Below are 18593 nucleotides of genomic sequence, written 5' to 3'. Positions count from 1 at the left end.
TTTCTTTTCGTTATGCCCAAGTCTCCATTGCCTCCCTATGTCTCTCCCTACACCGGTACTCTGTTGGCCGGCGTGGATGAAGTTGGGCGTGGACCGCTCGCTGGCGATGTTGTTGCGGCGGCGGTGATTCTTGATCCGCAAAACCCCATCGAGGGCCTTGCGGACTCAAAGAAGTTGAGTGAAAAGAAGCGGGAGGCGCTGTTCGAAGAAATCCAGCAGAAGGCCATGAGCTTTGCCATTGCCCGCGCCACGGTCGAAGAAATCGACCAGCTCAATATCTTGCATGCGAGCCTGCTGGCGATGAAGCGCGCGGTGGAGCAATTGTCAGTGCAGCCTGAGTTTGTACTGGTAGACGGGAATCGCAAGCCGCAATGGCACTACCAGTGCGACACCGTGGTGAAAGGTGATGACCGGGTTGCCGCTATCGCCGCGGCGTCGATTCTAGCCAAGGTGACCCGCGACCGTGAAATGGTAGAGCTGGATCGCGTCTATCCCGGGTACGGGCTGGCCGGACACAAGGGCTACCCCACCAAGGCGCACATGGAGGCGCTCGAACGCCTAGGGGCGACCCGGGTGCACAGAAAAAGCTTTGCGCCCGTTAAGCGCCAACTGGAGCTGATCTAGCGCTCTTTCTTGACTCGTGCGCTGGTGATCATCTTGTCGGAAACTTCGACGATTTCAATCAGGTACTCCTGGATGTAAAGGCTGATGTTGCCTTCCGGGATGCTTTCCAGATGTTCCATGATCAAGCCGTTGAATGTCTTGGGGCCGTCGGTCGGCAGTTCCCAGTGCAGGGTGCGGTTGATCTCGCGAATGGATGTGCCGCCGTCCACCAGATACCAGCCATCACCCTGTTCGATGATTTCCTCATCATCGCTGGGCACTGGGCTTGCGGTAAAGTCACCGACAATTTCTTCCAGCAGGTCTTCCAGGGTCACGATGCCCATGACCTCGCCGTACTCGTCTACCACCAGCCCCATACGATGCTTGCGCTGCTGGAAGTTCATCAGCAGGGTGGGCAGCGGGGTGGCCTCCGGTACAAAGTAGGGTTCGATCAGATGTGTTTTGAGGCTTTCTGCAGTCAGTTTCTCCGGGCCGTCGCGGAGTAGCTGTGCGGCGCGGCGCAGGTGCAGAATACCGACGATCTTGTTGATGTCGCCACGGTAAACCGGTAGGCGGGTAAAGCTGCTCTCGGCCAGTTGCTGCAGGATTTCCTGGGCGCTGTCGTCAAGGTCCACCCCCTTGACCTCGTTGCGAGGGATCATGATGTCCTCGACGGTCGCCTGGTCCAGATCCAGTACGTTGAGCAGCATACCTTTGTGTTTGGTCGGCAGCAGTGCGCCGGATTCAAATACCACCGAGCGCAGCTCTTCTGGAGCCAGGTGCTCTGCCTCGGACTCTTTGCCTGCTTCCACGCCGACCAGGCGGGCCAAGCCGTTGGAGACACTGCCGACGAGTCGTACCAGTGGGGTGAGTAGCCAAAGAAGAGGGCGCAGTATGACGCTGGCGGGAAAGGCGATTTTCTCCGGGTGCAGTGCGGCGATGGTTTTAGGGGTGACTTCCGCAAAAATTAGCACCACGAGGGTGAGGGCGGCGGTGGCGTACCAGACTCCGGCTTCGCCGTAGAGTCGGGTAAATACCGCTCCCGCAATGACAGACGCCAGAATGTTGACGATATTGTTGCCGATCAGGATCACCCCAATCAGCTTATCCGGGCGAGCGAGAAGCTCCATGGCGCGTTTGGCGCCGCGGTGACCGGTTCTGGCTTGATGCCGCAGGCGATAGCGATTGAGCGCCATCATGCTGGTTTCGGAGCTGGAGAAAAACGCGGAAATAATGATTAGCAGGCCTATCAGGGCAAAGAGTAGGCCGGGCGGCAGGTCGTTCAAGGGAGAGCTCTTTCTATTGGAATAGGCCGATATTGAATCAGAACGCTTGAGCCCGCAACTGTGCGGGCCCGGGTGGTGTAAATCGGGGTGGATTACTGCTGGGGAAGAAACACTTCTAGCGCCAACTTGCTGCCAAAAAAGGCCAGCATCAATACGGCAAATGCCGACAGGGTCCAGCGCACAGCGGTGTTGCCGCGCCAGCCCTTTTTCCAGTGCCCCCACAGCAGGATGCTATACAGAATCCAGGCAAAGATGGACAGGGTAGTCTTGTGGACCAGTTGCTGCCCAAACAGATCGTCGACGAACAGTGCACCGGTAATCAGTGCCGCGGTGAGCAGCAGCTGGCCGAAAGCGATCAGTCCAAACAGCAGGCTTTCCATGGTTTGCAGTGGCGGCAAAAAACGGCTGATGCCGCCGGGGCGGTGGTTGTGCAGCTGCTGGTTGAGCCAGTAGAGATAGATGGCCTGTAGTGTCGCCAGCGTGAGCAATGAATAGGCGGCAATCGAGAAAAACGCGTGGGCGGCGATCCCAGGGGAAATTTCCGCACGGGGGGTGGGTCCGCTCCAGGCATGCTGGGCACCTATGAGTGCCAGGGCCGCGAGTGGCGCGATCACTAGAATCAGCAGGGTCAATTTGTGACGGAGTGACAGCAGGAGCAGCAGCAGTCCCACCGTCCAGGTAATCAAGGACATTACTGCCAACAGGTCGAAGCGAAAGCCGTCGCTGGCCAGCAGGGTGTGGCTGAGAGAGAGCCCGTGGGCGACCAGAGCCCCTGCAAACAGCCCCAGTAATAGCGGCTGTTTGGTGTTTTGCGGTTGTCGATACAGGGTGGCAGCCGCTACACCTGTAGTGGCGATATAAAGTGCTATTGCCATCCAGTGGGCGAATGCCGCCATTGGGGTGTGTCCGTTTTGCTGTTTCTTTATTTGTCTGGGCGGGCAGTGTGTCACAGCGCGCCTGTGCTGGAAAGCCCGGCTGGGCTATACTGCCGCGTTTTTGGGGTTCCGGTACCCTGTTGCGCGCCTCCGACGTGTTCTGAGGCATGGATAAGAAGGCGCGCGGTACCGAGGCGTATACGATTTGAGAAGGTGATATGTTCGATAACCTGAGCGACCGATTATCGTCGGCACTGAAGAAAGTCACAGGTAAAGCCCGTCTAACGGATGACAATATCCGTGACACGCTGCGCGAGGTGCGCAAGGCTCTGCTGGAGGCGGATGTGGCGTTGCCGGTGGTCAAGGCATTCGTACAGCAGGTGCGGACCGCAGCCGTCGGTCAGAAGGTCAGCAAGGCGCTGAACCCTGGGCAGCAGTTCGTCAAAATCGTACAGGATGAGCTGGTCAAGGTAATGGGTGAGGCGGCGACCCCGCTAAACCTCGCCGTGCAGCCACCGGCTGTGATCCTGATGGCGGGTCTTCAGGGTGCTGGTAAAACCACCAGTGTTGCCAAGCTCGCCAAATACCTGCAGGAGCGGGAAAAGAAAAAGGTGATGGTGGTGAGTGCGGACGTCTACCGCCCCGCGGCCATCAAACAGTTGGAAACCCTGGCCGGCGAAGTGGGTGCGATTTTCCAGCCCTCGCAGCCAGAACAAAAGCCCATTGATATCGCCCGTCAGGCGATGGACGCCGCGCGCAAGCAGTTTGCCGATGTGTTGATCGTGGATACCGCCGGTCGCCTGCACGTCGACGAAGAGTTGATGGGCGAGATTCGCGAGCTGCACGACTTCCTGGATCCGGCGGAAACCCTGTTCGTAATCGACGCCATGATCGGTCAGGACGCGGTGAATACGGCGAGCGCCTTCAACGATGCGCTGCCACTGACCGGTGTGATTCTGACCAAGGCAGATGGTGACGCCCGCGGTGGTGCGGCGCTGTCCGTGCGCCACGTGACTGGTAAGCCGATTAAATTCATCGGTGTCGGTGAAAAAACCGACGCGCTGGAAACCTTCCACCCGGACCGTATCGCTTCCCGGATTCTCGGTATGGGCGACATCCTGTCGCTGATCGAGCAGGCCGAACAGACCATCGACAAGGCGAAAGCCGAGAAGCTGGTCAAGAAGGTGCAGAAGGGCAAGGGCTTCGATCTGGAAGATCTGCGCGACCAGTTGCAGCAGATGCAGAACATGGGTGGCCTGGGCGCGCTGATGGACAAGATGCCGGGGATGGGCGGTCTTGCACAGGCGGCGCAGCAGGCAGATATGGGTAAGGAGTTCCGTCGTATGGACGCGCTTATTAGCTCCATGACGCCGGAAGAGCGCCGCAACCCGGATATTTTGAGCGGCTCGCGCAAGCGCCGCATTACCGCGGGTTCCGGTACCCAGATCCAGGACCTGAATCGCCTGCTCAAGCAGCATAAGCAGATGGGCAAGATGATGAAGAAGCTCAAAGGCGGCGGTATGGGCAAGATGATGCGCGGCCTGGGTGGCCTGCCCGGTATGGGCGGCATGGGTGGCGGTGGAATGCCTGGCGGCATGGGTGGTCTGCCGGGCGGCCTGCCCCCGGGCTTAAAGAAAAAGTGATCGGATGTGGGCGTCACAAGATAGTTGGCGCTGGCAGCGGATTCGCCGCTATACAAACCCGGTTGCGTACATTAGAATACGCCGCCTTTCAGCGGGCTCCGACTCGTTGAACCTTGATTTAAAAGCAGATTTCCGCTCCGGCGGCATCTGATATTACCGCCGAGAGGCGGGATGTTCCGGTCAACTTTTCTGACCGGTTAGTGTTGAAACTACAGGATAGCTACATGGTAACCATTCGTTTGGCTCGTGGCGGTGCGAAGAAGCGCCCGTTTTATCACCTGACTGTGACCGACAGCCGCAAATCTCGCGACGGTCGTTTCATCGAGCGTGTTGGCTTCTTCAACCCGGTTGCTCGTGGCCAGGAAGAGCGTCTGCGCGTCGACCGTGATCGCGTTGAGTTCTGGGTAGGCCAAGGCGCCCAGCTGTCTGACCGCGTCAGCAAGCTGCTGAAAGAATCTGCTTGATTCTTTGATCCCTGATCATCTGTATTCCGGGGTGTGCCAGTGGCTGAGCATTCGGTAAATAGCGAAGAATTGGTCACAGTAGGGCGCATCACCTCGGTTTACGGAGTCCGTGGCTGGGTAAAGGTGCATTCCTATACTGAGCCAATGGAAAACATACTGCAGTACTCGCGCTGGTGGCTGCAGAATCCTGCCGCTAATCCCGCTAAGGGGGTTCCCCAGTGGCAGCCTCTGGAGATTGATGCTGGAAAGCGTCATGGCAAGGGGCTGATTATTCACATCAAGGATGTGGATGATCGGGATATCGCCGCGCAGTTTTGTCAGAGAGATATCGCAGTCGTCGGTGGTGAAATGCCACAACTGGATGACGGCGAATACTACTGGCACCAGTTACAGGGGCTGCAGGTGGTAAGTACGTTTGAAGGCCAGGAAACTCGCTTCGGTGAAGTTGCCCGGCTGATGGAAACGGGCGCCAATGATGTGATGGTGGTGCGCGGGGGTGACGATGGGCGAGAGCGCCTGATTCCGTACCTTCCCGGCGAGTTCATCACCGAGGTCGACCTTGAGGCCGGCGTGATTACCGTCAACTGGGACCCTGAGTTCTGATGGCGGCCAAGCGCGTAGCGCTGGTGAGCATTTTCCCGGAGATGTTCGCAGCACTGACTGACTATGGTATTACCGGTCGGGCAGTAAAAGACGGTCTGTTGGAAGTTCGCTGCTGGAATCCGCGGGATTTCACCAGTGATCGGCATCGCACTGTGGACGATCGCCCCTACGGCGGTGGTCCGGGCATGGTGATGCTGGCCGAGCCTTTGTCCCAGGCTTTGGGCGAAGCGCGTCGTTGGGCTGAAGAGACTGGGCCCGCCAGGTCTATCTATCTGTCCCCGCAGGGGCGGCAGTTGGATCAGCAGGGCGTGGAGCAGCTCTCCCAATCGGGCAACCTGGTTTTATTGGCCGGTCGCTACGAGGGGATTGATGAGCGCATCGTCGAGTCGCTGATCGATGAAGAGTGGTCGATCGGTGATTACGTACTGAGCGGTGGCGAACTGGCAGCCATGGTAATGGTGGATGCGGTTACGCGGCTGATTCCAGGTGCGCTGGGGCACAACCTGTCTGCGGTGGAAGACTCTTTCGCGCAGGGCCTGTTGGATTGCCCGCACTATACCCGCCCGGAAGAATTTGCGGGCAGGTCGGTACCGGAAGTATTGCTCTCCGGTAACCATGAAAAGATTCGCCGCTGGCGCCTTAAGCAGGCGTTGGGTCGGACGCAGCAGCGCCGCCCAGACTTGCTCGAAGCGTTGGCGCTGTCTCCGGAACAGGCGCAATTGCTGGAGGAGTTTCTCCAGGAATCTGCACCGGATGAACAGGATTAATGTCGGATTCGCCGTGAGGCGAGAGTAATTCGGCGATCTAGCCGAGAGGCTACACAAAACCCTTTTGGAGAACTCCAAATGACCAACAAAATCATTCAGCAGCTGGAACAAGAACAGCTGAAATCCGAACTGCCAGCTTTTGCACCGGGCGACACCATCGTTGTTCAGGTAAAAGTAAAAGAAGGTAACCGTGAGCGTCTGCAGGCGTTTGAAGGTGTTGTGATCGGCAAGCGTAACCGCGGCCTGAACTCTTCCTTCACCGTGCGTAAAATTTCTCACGGCGTTGGCGTTGAGCGTACCTTCCAGACCCACAGCCCGCTGGTTGACAGCATTTCTGTGAAGCGTCGCGGTGACGTTCGTCAGGCTAAGCTGTACTACCTGCGCAGCCTGACTGGTAAAGCTGCTCGAATCAAAGAAAAACTGGCCAAGTAAGTTTTTCTTGTTCGAAAGAAACCGGAGCCTGGCTCCGGTTTTTTTATGCCCGCTGTTTTACCTTTCCTGTAGGGGTCTCTAGTTGGGATTGGCGTTTGCGGTGATTGTGTAGTAAAACGCGTCAAACGCCCATAAAAGCGATAACGTTTGATCGGTTGGATGCCATACTGGGCTGGAACCTGCCCCCGTCGGGATGGTCAGAGTAAAGATCTGGCGCGGGTTAACCGTGACGAATAACACCGGAGTAGCTCCATCATGAATTTTCTAGCCAAGCCACTGAAGCCTCTCGCCGCATTGGCTGCCACCGCCGCACTGTTGCTGGCGCAGTCTGCCACTGCTGTTGATGACACCGTGGCGAAGCAGATTAAAGCCAAGTTGACGGCGGGTAATCCGGGAGCCAATTTTGGCGAGGTGCGCGAGAGTGCAATGCCGGGGCTCTACGAGGTTGAGGTCAACGGTGGCAATGTCTTGTTTGTATCCAAGGATGGCGGTCACTTTATTGCCGGCGACCTTTTTGAGGTGACTCCTCAGCGTGTGGTTAACCTGTCCGAGCAGCGTCGCGGTAAGAATCGCGCCAAGGTGATGGGCGAGCAGGACCTGAGCGAAATGATCGTGTTTTCGCCCAAAGGTAAGACCAAGGCCCACGTGTATGTGTTTACGGACGTAGATTGTGGTTACTGCCGCAAGCTGCACGACGACGTGCCCGAGCTGAATCGCCGCGGTATCGAGGTGCGCTACCTGGCGTTCCCGCGCGCGGGGCTCAACTCCGTAGGCTATCGCAAAGTGGCCACGGCCTGGTGTGCGGATGACCCCAACAAGACACTTACCGATCTGAAAAACCGCAAGAACGTGCCGCTCAAGGTGTGTAATGACAACCCGGTGGCCGCTCAATACAAGCTGGGCAACGAAGCCATCGATGTGCGCGGAACCCCGACCATCGTGATGGAAGACGGCACCGTGGTACCGGGTTATGTGCCCCCGGAAACCCTGGCCAAAGCGTTGGGTATCTGATTCGCGAGGATCGCTTTCCGATGGAAGTCTTTGGGGTATTTGCCTCAGAGCGCGAGAAGGGCCGGCTTTTGCTGGCCCTTTTTAGTTTCTGGCTTTTCTGTCTGTCGAGGTGTGGTGGGCTAATGTCTAAGCGGCTTGCTGCTTTAGTGATCGCCTGGCGCAATTTAATTGACATTTTCCCCCATATCTCAGTAAGGTTGTCGGCCTTTTTTCGATTTTTACGCCAGTTATTGCGCTGTGTACCAGCTAGTTAGTAGTTAGTAGTAGTCATGCGCGGAGGGAAGTTGTGAGCGCATTCGCCGACGAAGCCACCAAGGTCTCAGAAAACTCTACATTTGCGGGTCGTGAATCCGCCTCAGATGCCCCTGCGCCTGCCGCAGTGAAAATTGGTATCTGCGGTCTCGGCACCGTAGGTGGCGGGACAGTCAATGTTATGACGCGCAACAGCGCGGAAATTGCTGCACGTTGTGGCCGTTCGGTCGAGATCGTGCAGGTTGGTGCACGCCGGGACAACCCGGATTGCGATACCAGCAATATCAATGTCTCCCGCGAAATTTTTGATGTCGCCAACAATCCGGACGTGGATGTCCTGGTGGAGCTGATCGGTGGTACTACCGTGGCTCGCGAGCTGGTATTGACCGCGATTGCCAACGGCAAGCACGTGGTGACCGCAAACAAGGCGCTGATTGCCGAGCACGGCAATGAGTTATTTGCTGCGGCCGCCGCCAAGGGCGTGACCATCGCCTACGAAGCCGCAGTGGCAGGCGGTATCCCCATTATCAAATCCCTGCGGGAAGGTTTGGCCGGCAACCGTATCGAGTGGTTGGCGGGCATTATCAATGGCACCGGTAACTACATCCTGACTGAGATGCGCGAGAAAGGTCGCAGCTTTGAAGAGGCTTTGTCCCAGGCGCAGGCGCTGGGTTATGCCGAGGCCGACCCCACCTTCGATGTGGAAGGCATCGACGCGGCGCACAAGCTGGTGATCATGGCGTCTCTCGCCTTTGGCATGCCGTTGGCGTTCGACAAGGTGTTCACCGAGGGAATCAGTGGCGTCGCCAAAGAAGATATTCAGTACGCAGACGAGCTGGGTTACCGCATCAAGCATCTCGGTATTGCCCGTCGCACCGGTGAAGGTGTGGAGCTGCGTGTGCATCCAACCCTCATTCCCGAGCGCCGCCTGATTGCTAATGTAAACGGGGTAATGAATGCGGTGCTGGTCAACGGCGACGCTGTTGGTCCGACGTTGTATTACGGCGCCGGTGCCGGTGCCGAGGCGACGGCCTCCGCAGTGATTGCCGATATCGTGGATGTCGCGCGTACCCTGAATGTGCGCCCCGACCAGCGTGTACCGCTCGCCGGCGTGACCCAGGAAAGCCAGGGCGACCTGGATGAAGTCCTGTCGATGGACGATGCGGAAACCAGTTACTACATGCGCATATCCGCATTCGATAAGCCGGGTGTGATGTCCAAGGTGGCAACCATCTGTAGCGAGCAGGGCATCAGTATTGAAGCGCTGATCCAGCACGAGCCTGCGGAGGGCGAAGAGCTGGTGCCGGTGGTGTTACTGACCAGTCGCGCACGCGAGGCCCAGCTGCAGGAAGCGGTTAGCCAGATTGAGGCGCTGGATACGATTCAGGGGCCTGTGGTGCGGATTCGCGTAGAACCGCTGGGCTAATACCTGCCGCGACAACTCAAACGCCGGCGAGGGGATTTCCCGTTCGCCGGCGCTCTATTCATTAAGCTATTGCGCCAAATCGAATTACCGTGAAATTTATCAGTACCCGCGGCCACGCGCCGTCCTTGAGTTTTGCCGACACCGTTCTGACCGGACTTGCCAGTGACGGCGGTCTGTATGTGCCGGAAAAATTGCCCACCTTCACCCGCGATGAAATCGCGGAAATGGCCGGCCTCAGCTATGAGGAGCTGGCCTTCCGCATTATGTGGCCGTTTGTGTCCGAGGATCTGAGTGAAGAGGAAATGCGTGGCGTGATCGAGCGCGCCTACAGCAGCTTCCGTCATTCCGCCATTGCGCCGCTGGTGCAGACCGGCCACAACGAATGGGTGATGGAGTTGTTTCAGGGGCCGACTCTGGCGTTCAAGGATTTTGCTCTGCAGTTCCTCGGCCAGCTGTTTGATTTGCTGTTGAAGAAACGCGGTGAAAAGGTTGTGGTGCTCGGCGCGACTTCCGGTGATACCGGTTCTGCGGCCATTGAGGGCTGCCGTCACTGCGAAAACATCGATATTTTCATCATGCACCCGCACAACCGTGTGTCTGAGGTACAGCGCAAGCAGATGACCTCGGTGCTGTCGGACAATGTGTTCAATATTGCCCTGGAGGGTAATTTTGACGATTGCCAGAACATGGTGAAGGCGAGCTTCGCGGACCAGTCGTTCCTGCCGGACGGTCGCCGTCTGGTAGCCGTGAATTCGATTAACTGGGCGCGGATCATGGCCCAGATCGTCTACTACTTCCACGCGGCGCTGAGCCTTGGTGGGCCGCACCGTGCGGTCAACTTCTCTGTGCCCACCGGTAACTTTGGCGATATTTTTGCCGGTTACCTGGCACGGGGCATGGGGCTGCCGATCAACCAGCTGGTGATCGCCACCAACGCCAACGACATCCTGCACCGCTGCATCAGTGCCAACGATCACTCGCCGCAGCCGCTGGTGCACAGCCTGTCCCCGAGCATGGACATTATGGTTTCCAGCAACTTCGAGCGCCTGTTGTTTGACCTGCATGGCCGCGATGGTGCGGCGGTAGCCCGTTTGCTGGCAGATCGCAGTGCACCGCTCAAGCTGGATGAAAGTGTTCTGGAGAAGGCGCGTACCCTGTTTTCCTCCGAGCGCGTGGGTGACGAGCGTACGGTCGAGGTGATTCGCCAGGTGTTTGAATCCACCGAGTACCTGCTCGATCCGCATACCGCCATTGGCGTGGAAGCGGCGCGCAAGGCGCGCAAATCGCAGGCCGAACCCATGGTTTGCCTGGCCACTGCGCACCCGGCCAAGTTCAGCGAGGCGGTCGACAAGGCGCTGCCGGGTACCAAGGTGCCTTTGCCGCACCATATGGCGGATTTGATGGAGCGGGAAGAGCGGTTACAAATCCTACCAAACGAACTTTCTGCGGTACACGATTTCATCTCTCACGCACTCGGTTAACCGCCGCTTGAGCGGTGCCCGCGTCCGGGTAGAATGGGCGGCTTGCCGGTGTAAATCCGGCCCCCCAGGAACCTGAGCGACCGGATGCGATGAGCGCGATTATTCGACGACGGCCAGTGGATTTCTCCTCTGGCCGTTTTACGTCTTCTACCCCCGAAATTCTCCAGCGCGTGCTGTTGGGCCGCGGTGTCCACAGTGAAGATGCACTGGAGCATCAGCTTGCCCGCCTGCACAGTCCGGCGAATATGCGAGGTATGGAAGCCGCGGTAGCGTTGCTATCCGAGGTCATACGGAACCAGCAGAAGATTCTGATCATTGGTGACTTTGACGCGGACGGTGCCACCAGTAGTACGCTCGCGGTGCTGGCGCTGGGCGCGCTCGGCGCGGGCCCGGTGGATTTCCTGGTGCCCAACCGGTTTGAGTTCGGCTACGGCCTGACCCCGGAAATTGTCGAAGTGGCCCGGGAGTACAACCCGGATCTTCTGATTACCGTGGACAACGGTATCAGTAGTATTGATGGTGTCGAAGCCGCGCGCGCAGCGGGGCTCAAGGTGATCGTCACCGACCACCATCTGCCCGGGCAGGAACTGCCAAGGGCGGACGCCATCGTCAATCCCAACCAGCCCGATTGCGATTTCCCGAGTAAAAACTTGGCCGGTGTCGGGGTCATTTTCTACCTGCTAAGTCGGGTAAAGAGCGCCCTGCAAGCCGCTGGCTGGTTTGAGGAAACCGGCATTGCTGCGCCAAATATGGCGGAGTATCTGGACCTGGTTGCCCTGGGTACGGTGGCGGATTTGGTGCCGCTGGATCACAACAACCGTATTCTCGTGCATCAGGGGATTGCGCGCATTCGCGCGGGCCGTTGTCGCCCCGGTATCCAGGCATTGATGGACGTCGCTGGGCGCAATATTCAGCGACTCTCCACCGGCGATATCGGTTTTATCCTGGGGCCGCGCATTAACGCGGCCGGACGTTTGGACGACATCGGTACCGGCATTCGCTGCCTGCTCACCCAGGACCCGGAGGAAGCCCGGGAGCTGGCGGTGGAGCTGGACGGCCTGAACCGCGATCGCAAAGCGATTGAGGCGGGTATGCAGCGGGAAGCCATGGCGGCCCTCGACCAGCTGCAGTTGGCGGAGGATGGGCTGCCGTGGAGTTTGTGCCTTTACGACAGCGCCTGGCACCAGGGTGTGGTCGGTATTCTCGCCAGCCGCATCAAGGAAAAGTTTCACCGCCCGGTGATTGCCTTTGCAGATGGTGACAACGATCTGGTGAAGGGATCTGCACGCTCCATACCCGGGCTGCATATCCGCGATGCCCTGAGCGATGTGGCCGCAGCGCACCCGGATCTGATCAGCAAGTTTGGTGGCCACGCCATGGCCGCGGGCCTCAGCCTTCCGCTGGAAAACCTTCCGGCATTCAAGGAGGCGTTCGAAGCCGCAGTGCGCAACCGTATCCTGGAGTCGCAGCTGCAGGCGGTGATTGAAACCGACGGTGCACTTCACGAGGCTGAATTCACCATGGAAACCGCGGGGCTCCTGCGCAGCTGCGCACCCTGGGGGCAGGGCTTTCCGGAACCGGAATTTGATGGTGAATTTTTGCTGTTGCAGCAGCGCATTGTGGGAGAGCGCCACCTCAAGATGGTGGTCGCACCGGTAGATGCGCCACAGAAAGCCCTGGATGCCATCGCCTTTAACGTGGATACCGATATGTGGCCCTCCCAGGCTGAACGTGTCCATTTGGCGTTCAAACTCGATATCAACGAATTTCGCGGCCGTCAGTCCTTGCAGCTGATGGTCAGCCATATCCAGCCGGTTTGATTGTTTACTGGTAGACGCGTTTTTTATTTTGGAAGTTGTATGAAACAAAATCAGGCGAGAGCGGAGTTATTGCTGCTGTTGGCGGCGCTCTTCTGGGGCGTTGCCTTTGTTCCCCAGAAAATTGCCATGGCGCATATCGAGCCGTTGGCATTCAACGCATGGCGTTTTCTTTTGGGTGGTTTGTTGCTGATTCCCATCGTCTACTGGTTGGGGGGACGCAGGAATTCGAAACCTGTGGAGGAGGGGGCTCCATCGATAGCCCGCTCGTGGCGTAATTGCTTGCCGGGCGGTGCCGTGCTGGGTTTCTGGCTTTTTCTTGGTGCGGCTTTGCAGCAGGCGAGCCTGATTTATACAACTGCAGGTCGTGCGGGTTTCATCTCCGGTTTTTATCTGCTGCTGGTGCCGATAATCGGGCTGTCCCTTGGACACAAGACCAATCGCTGGACCTGGGGTGGTGTCGCCCTGGCGCTAATCGGTCTCTACTGGCTGGCGGATTTCAGTGAGGAAACCCAGCTGATTGGCGACCTGATGGTATTTGCCAGCGCCTTCGTATTTGCGATTCAGGTCCTGTCTGCGGACTATCTGGTGCATCGCTACGATGCGCTGCGACTGGCAGCGATTCAGTTTTTAGTGTGTGGTGTGCTGTCGGCAATCGCATCACTGCTGATCGAGCAGCCTACCTTGCAGGCTGCCTGGGATGCTGCCTGGCCGATCGCGTACATGATGATCTTCTCCACCGCGATTGCGTTTACTTTCCAGTTGTTGGGACAGCGCAATGCGGCACCATCCCACGCCACCGTCATTATGAGCCTGGAGTCGGTGTTCGCGGTGGCCGCGGGCTGGCTGTTTTTGAATGAAATGCTCAGTGCGAAAGAGCTGGTGGGTTGTGGCCTGATGCTGGCGGGTATGTTTGTCAGTCACTATGGCAATCACAACGGAACGCACCATTAAAACTCCAATAACGCTCCATTGAAGTTTGGTGAGCGTTTTGGAGCGGCTATTCGGTATTTGAGGTCGGCATTGGAGGTTTTGCTGAGTGATTGATTTGTCCGTGTTAGCGGTATTCATCCCCACGTTTTTCTTTGTCTCGCTTACGCCGGGCATGTGCATGACGCTGGCTCTCACTATGGGTATGGCGCTGGGTGTCAGGCGTACTCTGTGGATGATGCTGGGAGAGTTGGCCGGGGTTGCTCTGGTGGCTGTTGCCACCGTCGTGGGGATTGCCGCATTTATGTTGCAATACCCGCAGGCATTCCAGTTATTTAAGTACTGTGGCGCCGCGTACCTCGCCTATCTCGGTGTGCAGATGTGGCGCTCGCAAGGGCAAATGGCGCTGGCGGAATCGTCTGGCCAGATGTCGATGTCCATTCCGGCGCAGTCACTGGTTTCGCAGGGGTTTGTCACCGCGGTTGCCAATCCCAAAGGGTGGGCATTCTTTGTCGCGCTGCTCCCGCCGTTTATCAGCCAGAGCCAGCCTGTGCTGCCGCAGATGGTGGTATTGCTCAGTTTGATCCTGCTGATGGAGTTCGCGTGCATGTTGATCTACGCCAGCGGCGGTTACAGTTTGAGTCGCCTGCTGCAGCGCGCCGAAAGCGTCAAGTTGATGAATCGTATCGCGGGCACCCTGATGATGGGCGTGGGGGTGTGGCTCGCGCTAAGCTGAACGTAAGCCAGTAAGGAAACCCCCAACTCAACCGCATTAGATATGGCGTGAGTGGGTAGAGCAAAGGAGAGCAAACATGTTTCAAACACTGATTCGATTGGTGGTTGTCGCCTCGATTGCCGTGGCGGTGGCGGGTTGTGACACTTCCCGTGATAAAGCTGGGAATGACAAGCCCAATGATGCGGCGCCACCCAAGGAAGAGAAACAGGCGCCTGCGACAGCGGAGCCTCAAGCTGCCGCCGGCGCGCAAACCTCGACCGATGCCAATATGTGGGTGATGCAAGCGCGTGGTAATCGCCAGTGCGAAGGCGGCGGCCGCAGTCTGCAGGCAAGCTCCGCGCAATTGGTGGAAAACGGCATCAAGGTTCAGGAGAGTCGCTGCGCTACCCGCACCGATCGCATGTACCCGAGTGTCTGTGGTGGCGCCACCGGTGATGTGCTGATCCACAAAATTCCCGCAGGGTTTCTCGATGCTGCCCTTGAGCTCGGATTTGACCCGGCCAAGCCAGGCCAGTACCAGCTGGGTGACTGCCCGCAGGAGACACCGGGAGGGGCTGCCTCTCGTTGATGTGGAGGTCCGCATCTCCCCGGGTAGTTCGCGTCTTGACCTTTCCCTAAGGGGAGGGCGCAAGGTGGTGGCCTATTGCGAATAAGAGGGAGGGGAGATGAATATTTCACAGGCTGCCCGGCAAGCGGGACTAACGCCAAAGGCACTGCGTTACTACGAATCTATCGGGCTGCTTGTCCCGGTCCGTGGTGAGAATGGCTATCGAGACTATGCCGCTGCCGACGTGGCCACATTGCAGTTTATTCAGCGCGCTCGCGCCTGTGGGTTTGCCATCGAAGAGGTGCGTGAGCTGCTGAGCCTGTACCGCAACCCCTCTCGTCGCAGCCACGATGCCAAGGCGCTGGTTGCGGAAAAGCTCGCCCAAGTGGAGCGGCAGCTGCAAAGCTTGCGCGTCATGCGCGAGACCCTCGCCGAACTGGCGGACTCCTGCCCCGGCGATGACTCCCCCAATTGCCGTATTCTCGACCAACTTGCCGGCGGAAAGTGAGTGTTTCCGGGGCTGGCGCTCTGCTGCCCCTTATGTCTGCGGCCGTCCTGAGGTAGAATGCGCGCCCGAATTTAACCGACAGAAGCCGACGCATCTATGGAAATCAATCCGCTTCTAAACCAGATGAAAGACCTCGAAGAGCGCACCGACGTTCTTAGGGGGTATCTTTGACTACGCTGGCAAGAAAGAACGCCTGACCGAGGTCGAACTGGAACTGGCCGAGCCTAGTGTCTGGGACGAACCCGACCGCGCCCAGGAACTGGGGCGTGAACGCTCCTCCCTGGAAGCCGTGGTGAAAACCATCGACGACCTCGATAGCGGCATCAGTGACTGCCGCGAACTCCTCGAAATGGCCGTGGAAGAAGACGACGAAGACTCCGTCGAGGAAGTCTCCAGCGAACTTGGCAACCTCCAGCAGCAGTTGGAAACCCTCGAGTTCCGTCGCATGTTCTCCGGCGAGACCGACCCCAACAACGCCTATCTGGATATCCAGGCCGGCTCCGGTGGTACCGAAGCTCAGGACTGGGCCGAGATGCTGCTGCGCATGTATCTGCGCTGGGGCGAAGCTCACGGCTTCAAAACCACCCTGGAAGAAGCCTCCGCTGGCGAAGTTGCGGGCATCAAGAGTGCCACCATCCACTTCCAGGGCGAATACGCGTTCGGCTGGCTGCGCACCGAAACCGGTGTACACCGTCTGGTGCGTAAGTCTCCGTTCGATTCCGGCAACCGCCGTCACACCTCGTTTACCTCTGTTTTCGTCTCTCCGGAGATCGACGACAACATCGAGATCGAAGTGGACAAGTCCCAGGTGCGCGAAGACACCTACCGCGCTTCTGGTGCCGGTGGTCAGCACGTGAACAAAACCGACTCCGCCGTGCGTTTGACCCATATCGAGTCCGGCATTGTCGTGGCCTGTCAGAGTGAGCGTTCCCAGCACCAGAACCGCGATAAAGCGTGGAAGATGCTGCGCGCCAAGCTCTACGAGCAGGAGATGCAGAAGCGCAACGCCGAAAAACAGGCGATGGAAGAGAGCAAATCCGACATCGGCTGGGGCAGCCAGATCCGCTCCTACGTTCTGGACGACCAGCGCATCAAGGATTTGCGCACCAGTGTTCAGACCAGTAACTGCCAGGCAGTGCTGGACGGCGACCTGGACCAGTTTATTGAAGCGAGCTTAAAAGCCGGGCTGTAAACCTAAGCCCAAAGCACTTTTTGCTTTCGAAGTTAAATACTTCAAATCGAAGGCGGAGTGCTGGGGATTCGGTTTCGAAAGCGTCGGCAACAGGGATGTTGCCGACGCAGCGTACAGGGACGTATCCACAGCGGTTTCGAAACCGAATCTCCAGTGCTTTGCCGCCACGGACTTTGATTAGAACTTTTGAGAGCTACGAAGTCCGCAACACACCCAAAAGACATGTGATAGACCATGAGCAACACACCAACTCAGCAAGACGAAAATAAACTGATCGCCGAGCGCCGCGCCAAACTGAGTGCCATGCGTGAGAAGGGCAATGCCTTCCCGAACAGCTTTCGCCGCGAAGACCTCGCCGCCGACCTGCAAAAAGAGTTTGGTGAGAAAACCAAGGAAGAGCTGGAAGCCGAAGGCAATACCGCCTGCGTCGCGGGTCGTATCCTCGCCAAGCGCGGTCCTTTCATGGTTATTCAGGACGTCTCCGATCGCATCCAGCTGTACGCCGACAAAACCGCACAGAAAGATATCAAAGAACGCTGGGGCACCTGGGATATCGGCGACATCGTCGGCGTAAAAGGCACCCTGCACAAATCCGGCAAGGGCGACCTCTACGTAAACTGCGAAGACTACAGCCTGCTGACCAAAGCACTGCGCCCGCTGCCGGAAAAATTCCATGGTATCGCCGACCAGGAAATGCGCTACCGCCAGCGCTATGTCGACCTGATTGCCACCCCGGAATCCCGCGACGTTTTCCGCATTCGCTCCGAGGTCATCAGCTACATTCGCAGCTTCCTGAACAACAACCAGTTTATGGAAGTCGAAACGCCGATGCTGCAAGTGATTCCCGGCGGTGCTACCGCGCGTCCGTTTGTCACCCACCACAACGCGCTGGATATCGACATGTACCTGCGTATTGCGCCGGAACTGTACCTCAAGCGCTTGGTAGTCGGTGGCTTCGAGCGGGTTTACGAGATCAACCGTAACTTCCGTAACGAAGGCCTGTCCACGCGCCACAACCCCGAGTTCACCATGCTCGAGTTCTACCAGGCGTATGCGGACTACAACGACCTGATGGATTTGACTGAGGCCATGATTCGCGGCATCTGCACCGACGTACTTGGCAGCACCACCGTGAACTACCAGGGCAGCAGCTACGATTTCGCCAAGCCGTTCGACCGCATCAGCGTGTTCGACTCCATCCTGAAGTACAACCCGGAGCTGAAAGCGTCCGATATCGACAATATCGACAGCGCGAAAAAGGTTGCAGAAGGTCTGGAGATTCCGCTGAAGGACATCTGGGGCCTCGGCAAGATTCAGATCGAGATCTTCGAGAAAACCGTTGAGCATCGCCTCGACCAGCCGACCTTTATCACCGAGTACCCGACGGAAGTTTCCCCGTTGGCACGTCGCAATGACGAGAACCTCTTCGTTACCGATCGCTTCGAGTTTTTCGTCGGTGGCCGCGAGATCGCCAATGGCTTCTCCGAGCTGAACGACGCGGAAGATCAGGCGGAGCGTTTCAAGGCACAGGTGGCCGAGAAGGAAGCTGGTGATGACGAAGCCATGCATTTCGATGCCGACTACATCCGCGCGTTGGAGTACGGCCTACCGCCGACTGCTGGTGAGGGCATCGGTATCGACCGACTGGTGATGTTGTTGACCGATTCACCGTCCATTCGTGACGTATTGCTGTTCCCGCATATGCGTCCTGAAGGCGCCTGATCGCCTCCAGTGATGGTTTGGTACCGCCGGCAATATTTGCTGGCGGTGCCATTAGCTGGAACTTTCATTTTCTTCTTTTCTTTCGTTTCCTTTCTTTCTCTCTTTTGTCGCCGTGTTTATCTTCCCTCGGCATTTCATTTCTGTCTCTTCTTCTTTGCCAGCGGTTGCGTAACTAAATCTTCACAACTAGACCTAGGGGTATAGTCGGGCAAAGTGTGCCCGATAATCTTTGGGCTCCCAGGGCGACTTTCGTATGGCTGTTTCCGGGAATGGCGCGCGATACGTTGACCAACGGGCG

18 protein-coding genes are annotated in these 18593 nt (G+C 57.8%); 16 read left to right on the top strand and 2 right to left on the bottom strand.

The window, feature by feature from the left end:
* Positions 1-12: 12 nt before the first annotated feature.
* Positions 13-624: a ribonuclease HII gene (gene rnhB / locus KUV22_RS05130; RefSeq protein WP_222229048.1), complete on the top strand. Its 612-nt coding sequence runs from the start codon at positions 13-15 to the stop codon at positions 622-624.
* Here the strand turns inward: rnhB and KUV22_RS05125 are convergent.
* The gene (locus KUV22_RS05125) at positions 621-1889 is read right to left on the bottom strand and encodes an HlyC/CorC family transporter (RefSeq protein WP_222229047.1); all 1269 of its coding nucleotides are present in this window, start codon (positions 1887-1889) and stop codon (positions 621-623) included. The genes rnhB and KUV22_RS05125 overlap by 4 nt on opposite strands.
* A gap of 92 nt (positions 1890-1981) precedes the next feature.
* Complete coding sequence (locus tag KUV22_RS05120; RefSeq protein WP_222229045.1) at positions 1982-2785, bottom strand: cytochrome C assembly family protein; 804 nt, start codon at positions 2783-2785, stop codon at positions 1982-1984.
* A 197-nt stretch (positions 2786-2982) separates the two neighbouring features.
* Between KUV22_RS05120 and ffh the strand changes: the two genes are divergently transcribed.
* The 15 genes from ffh to lysS all read left to right on the top strand — a co-directional run bounded on the left by ffh (position 2983) and on the right by lysS (position 18295).
* The gene (gene ffh, locus KUV22_RS05115; protein ID WP_222229042.1) at positions 2983-4407 is read left to right on the top strand and encodes a signal recognition particle protein; all 1425 of its coding nucleotides are present in this window, start codon (positions 2983-2985) and stop codon (positions 4405-4407) included.
* Positions 4408-4631: 224 nt separating this feature from the next.
* Positions 4632-4871: a 30S ribosomal protein S16 gene (rpsP, locus tag KUV22_RS05110; protein WP_010132940.1), complete on the top strand. Its 240-nt coding sequence runs from the start codon at positions 4632-4634 to the stop codon at positions 4869-4871.
* A gap of 39 nt (positions 4872-4910) precedes the next feature.
* Positions 4911-5474: a ribosome maturation factor RimM gene (rimM, locus tag KUV22_RS05105; RefSeq protein ID WP_222229040.1), complete on the top strand. Its 564-nt coding sequence runs from the start codon at positions 4911-4913 to the stop codon at positions 5472-5474.
* Positions 5474-6241, top strand: a complete 768-nt coding sequence (trmD, locus tag KUV22_RS05100; RefSeq protein WP_222229038.1) for a tRNA (guanosine(37)-N1)-methyltransferase TrmD — start codon at positions 5474-5476, stop codon at positions 6239-6241. Before rimM ends, trmD begins: the two co-directional genes overlap by 1 nt.
* A gap of 78 nt (positions 6242-6319) precedes the next feature.
* Complete coding sequence (gene rplS / locus KUV22_RS05095; protein WP_010132937.1) at positions 6320-6673, top strand: 50S ribosomal protein L19; 354 nt, start codon at positions 6320-6322, stop codon at positions 6671-6673.
* 255 nt (positions 6674-6928) lie between these two features.
* Positions 6929-7684, top strand: a complete 756-nt coding sequence (locus KUV22_RS05090; protein ID WP_222229036.1) for a DsbC family protein — start codon at positions 6929-6931, stop codon at positions 7682-7684.
* 433 nt (positions 7685-8117) lie between these two features.
* The gene (locus tag KUV22_RS05085; RefSeq protein ID WP_390625230.1) at positions 8118-9362 is read left to right on the top strand and encodes a homoserine dehydrogenase; all 1245 of its coding nucleotides are present in this window, start codon (positions 8118-8120) and stop codon (positions 9360-9362) included.
* 89 nt (positions 9363-9451) lie between these two features.
* The gene (thrC, locus tag KUV22_RS05080) at positions 9452-10843 is read left to right on the top strand and encodes a threonine synthase (RefSeq protein WP_222229034.1); all 1392 of its coding nucleotides are present in this window, start codon (positions 9452-9454) and stop codon (positions 10841-10843) included.
* Positions 10844-10932: 89 nt separating this feature from the next.
* Positions 10933-12663, top strand: coding sequence for a single-stranded-DNA-specific exonuclease RecJ (gene recJ, locus KUV22_RS05075; RefSeq protein ID WP_222229032.1), 1731 nt, complete (start codon positions 10933-10935; stop codon positions 12661-12663).
* 39 nt (positions 12664-12702) lie between these two features.
* A complete protein-coding gene (locus KUV22_RS05070; protein ID WP_222229030.1) occupies positions 12703-13614 on the top strand; it encodes a DMT family transporter in 912 nt (303 codons plus the stop codon).
* Between the two features lie 85 nt (positions 13615-13699).
* Positions 13700-14326, top strand: a complete 627-nt coding sequence (locus KUV22_RS05065) for a LysE family translocator (protein WP_222229028.1) — start codon at positions 13700-13702, stop codon at positions 14324-14326.
* A 76-nt stretch (positions 14327-14402) separates the two neighbouring features.
* Entirely contained in the window at positions 14403-14894 is a 492-nt protein-coding gene (locus tag KUV22_RS05060; RefSeq protein ID WP_222229026.1) for a hypothetical protein, read from the top strand.
* 97 nt (positions 14895-14991) lie between these two features.
* On the top strand, positions 14992-15381 hold the full coding sequence (gene cueR / locus KUV22_RS05055; RefSeq protein ID WP_222229024.1) for a Cu(I)-responsive transcriptional regulator: 390 nt from the start codon (positions 14992-14994) through the stop codon (positions 15379-15381).
* Positions 15382-15477: 96 nt separating this feature from the next.
* Positions 15478-16573, top strand: a protein-coding gene (gene prfB / locus KUV22_RS05050; RefSeq protein WP_100169375.1) for a peptide chain release factor 2 whose coding sequence is annotated in 2 segments (ribosomal slippage) — positions 15478-15549 and positions 15551-16573 — 1095 coding nt in all. Because the reading frame shifts where the segments join, the coding sequence is not laid out codon by codon here.
* A gap of 234 nt (positions 16574-16807) precedes the next feature.
* On the top strand, positions 16808-18295 hold the full coding sequence (lysS, locus tag KUV22_RS05045) for a lysine--tRNA ligase (RefSeq protein ID WP_222229022.1): 1488 nt from the start codon (positions 16808-16810) through the stop codon (positions 18293-18295).
* Positions 18296-18593 lie beyond the last annotated feature (298 nt).

The organism is Microbulbifer agarilyticus, from assembly GCF_019800665.1.
In the GTDB taxonomy this organism is placed as follows: domain Bacteria; phylum Pseudomonadota; class Gammaproteobacteria; order Pseudomonadales; family Cellvibrionaceae; genus Microbulbifer; species Microbulbifer agarilyticus_C.
This window is presented reverse-complemented; position numbering and strand designations above follow the sequence as displayed.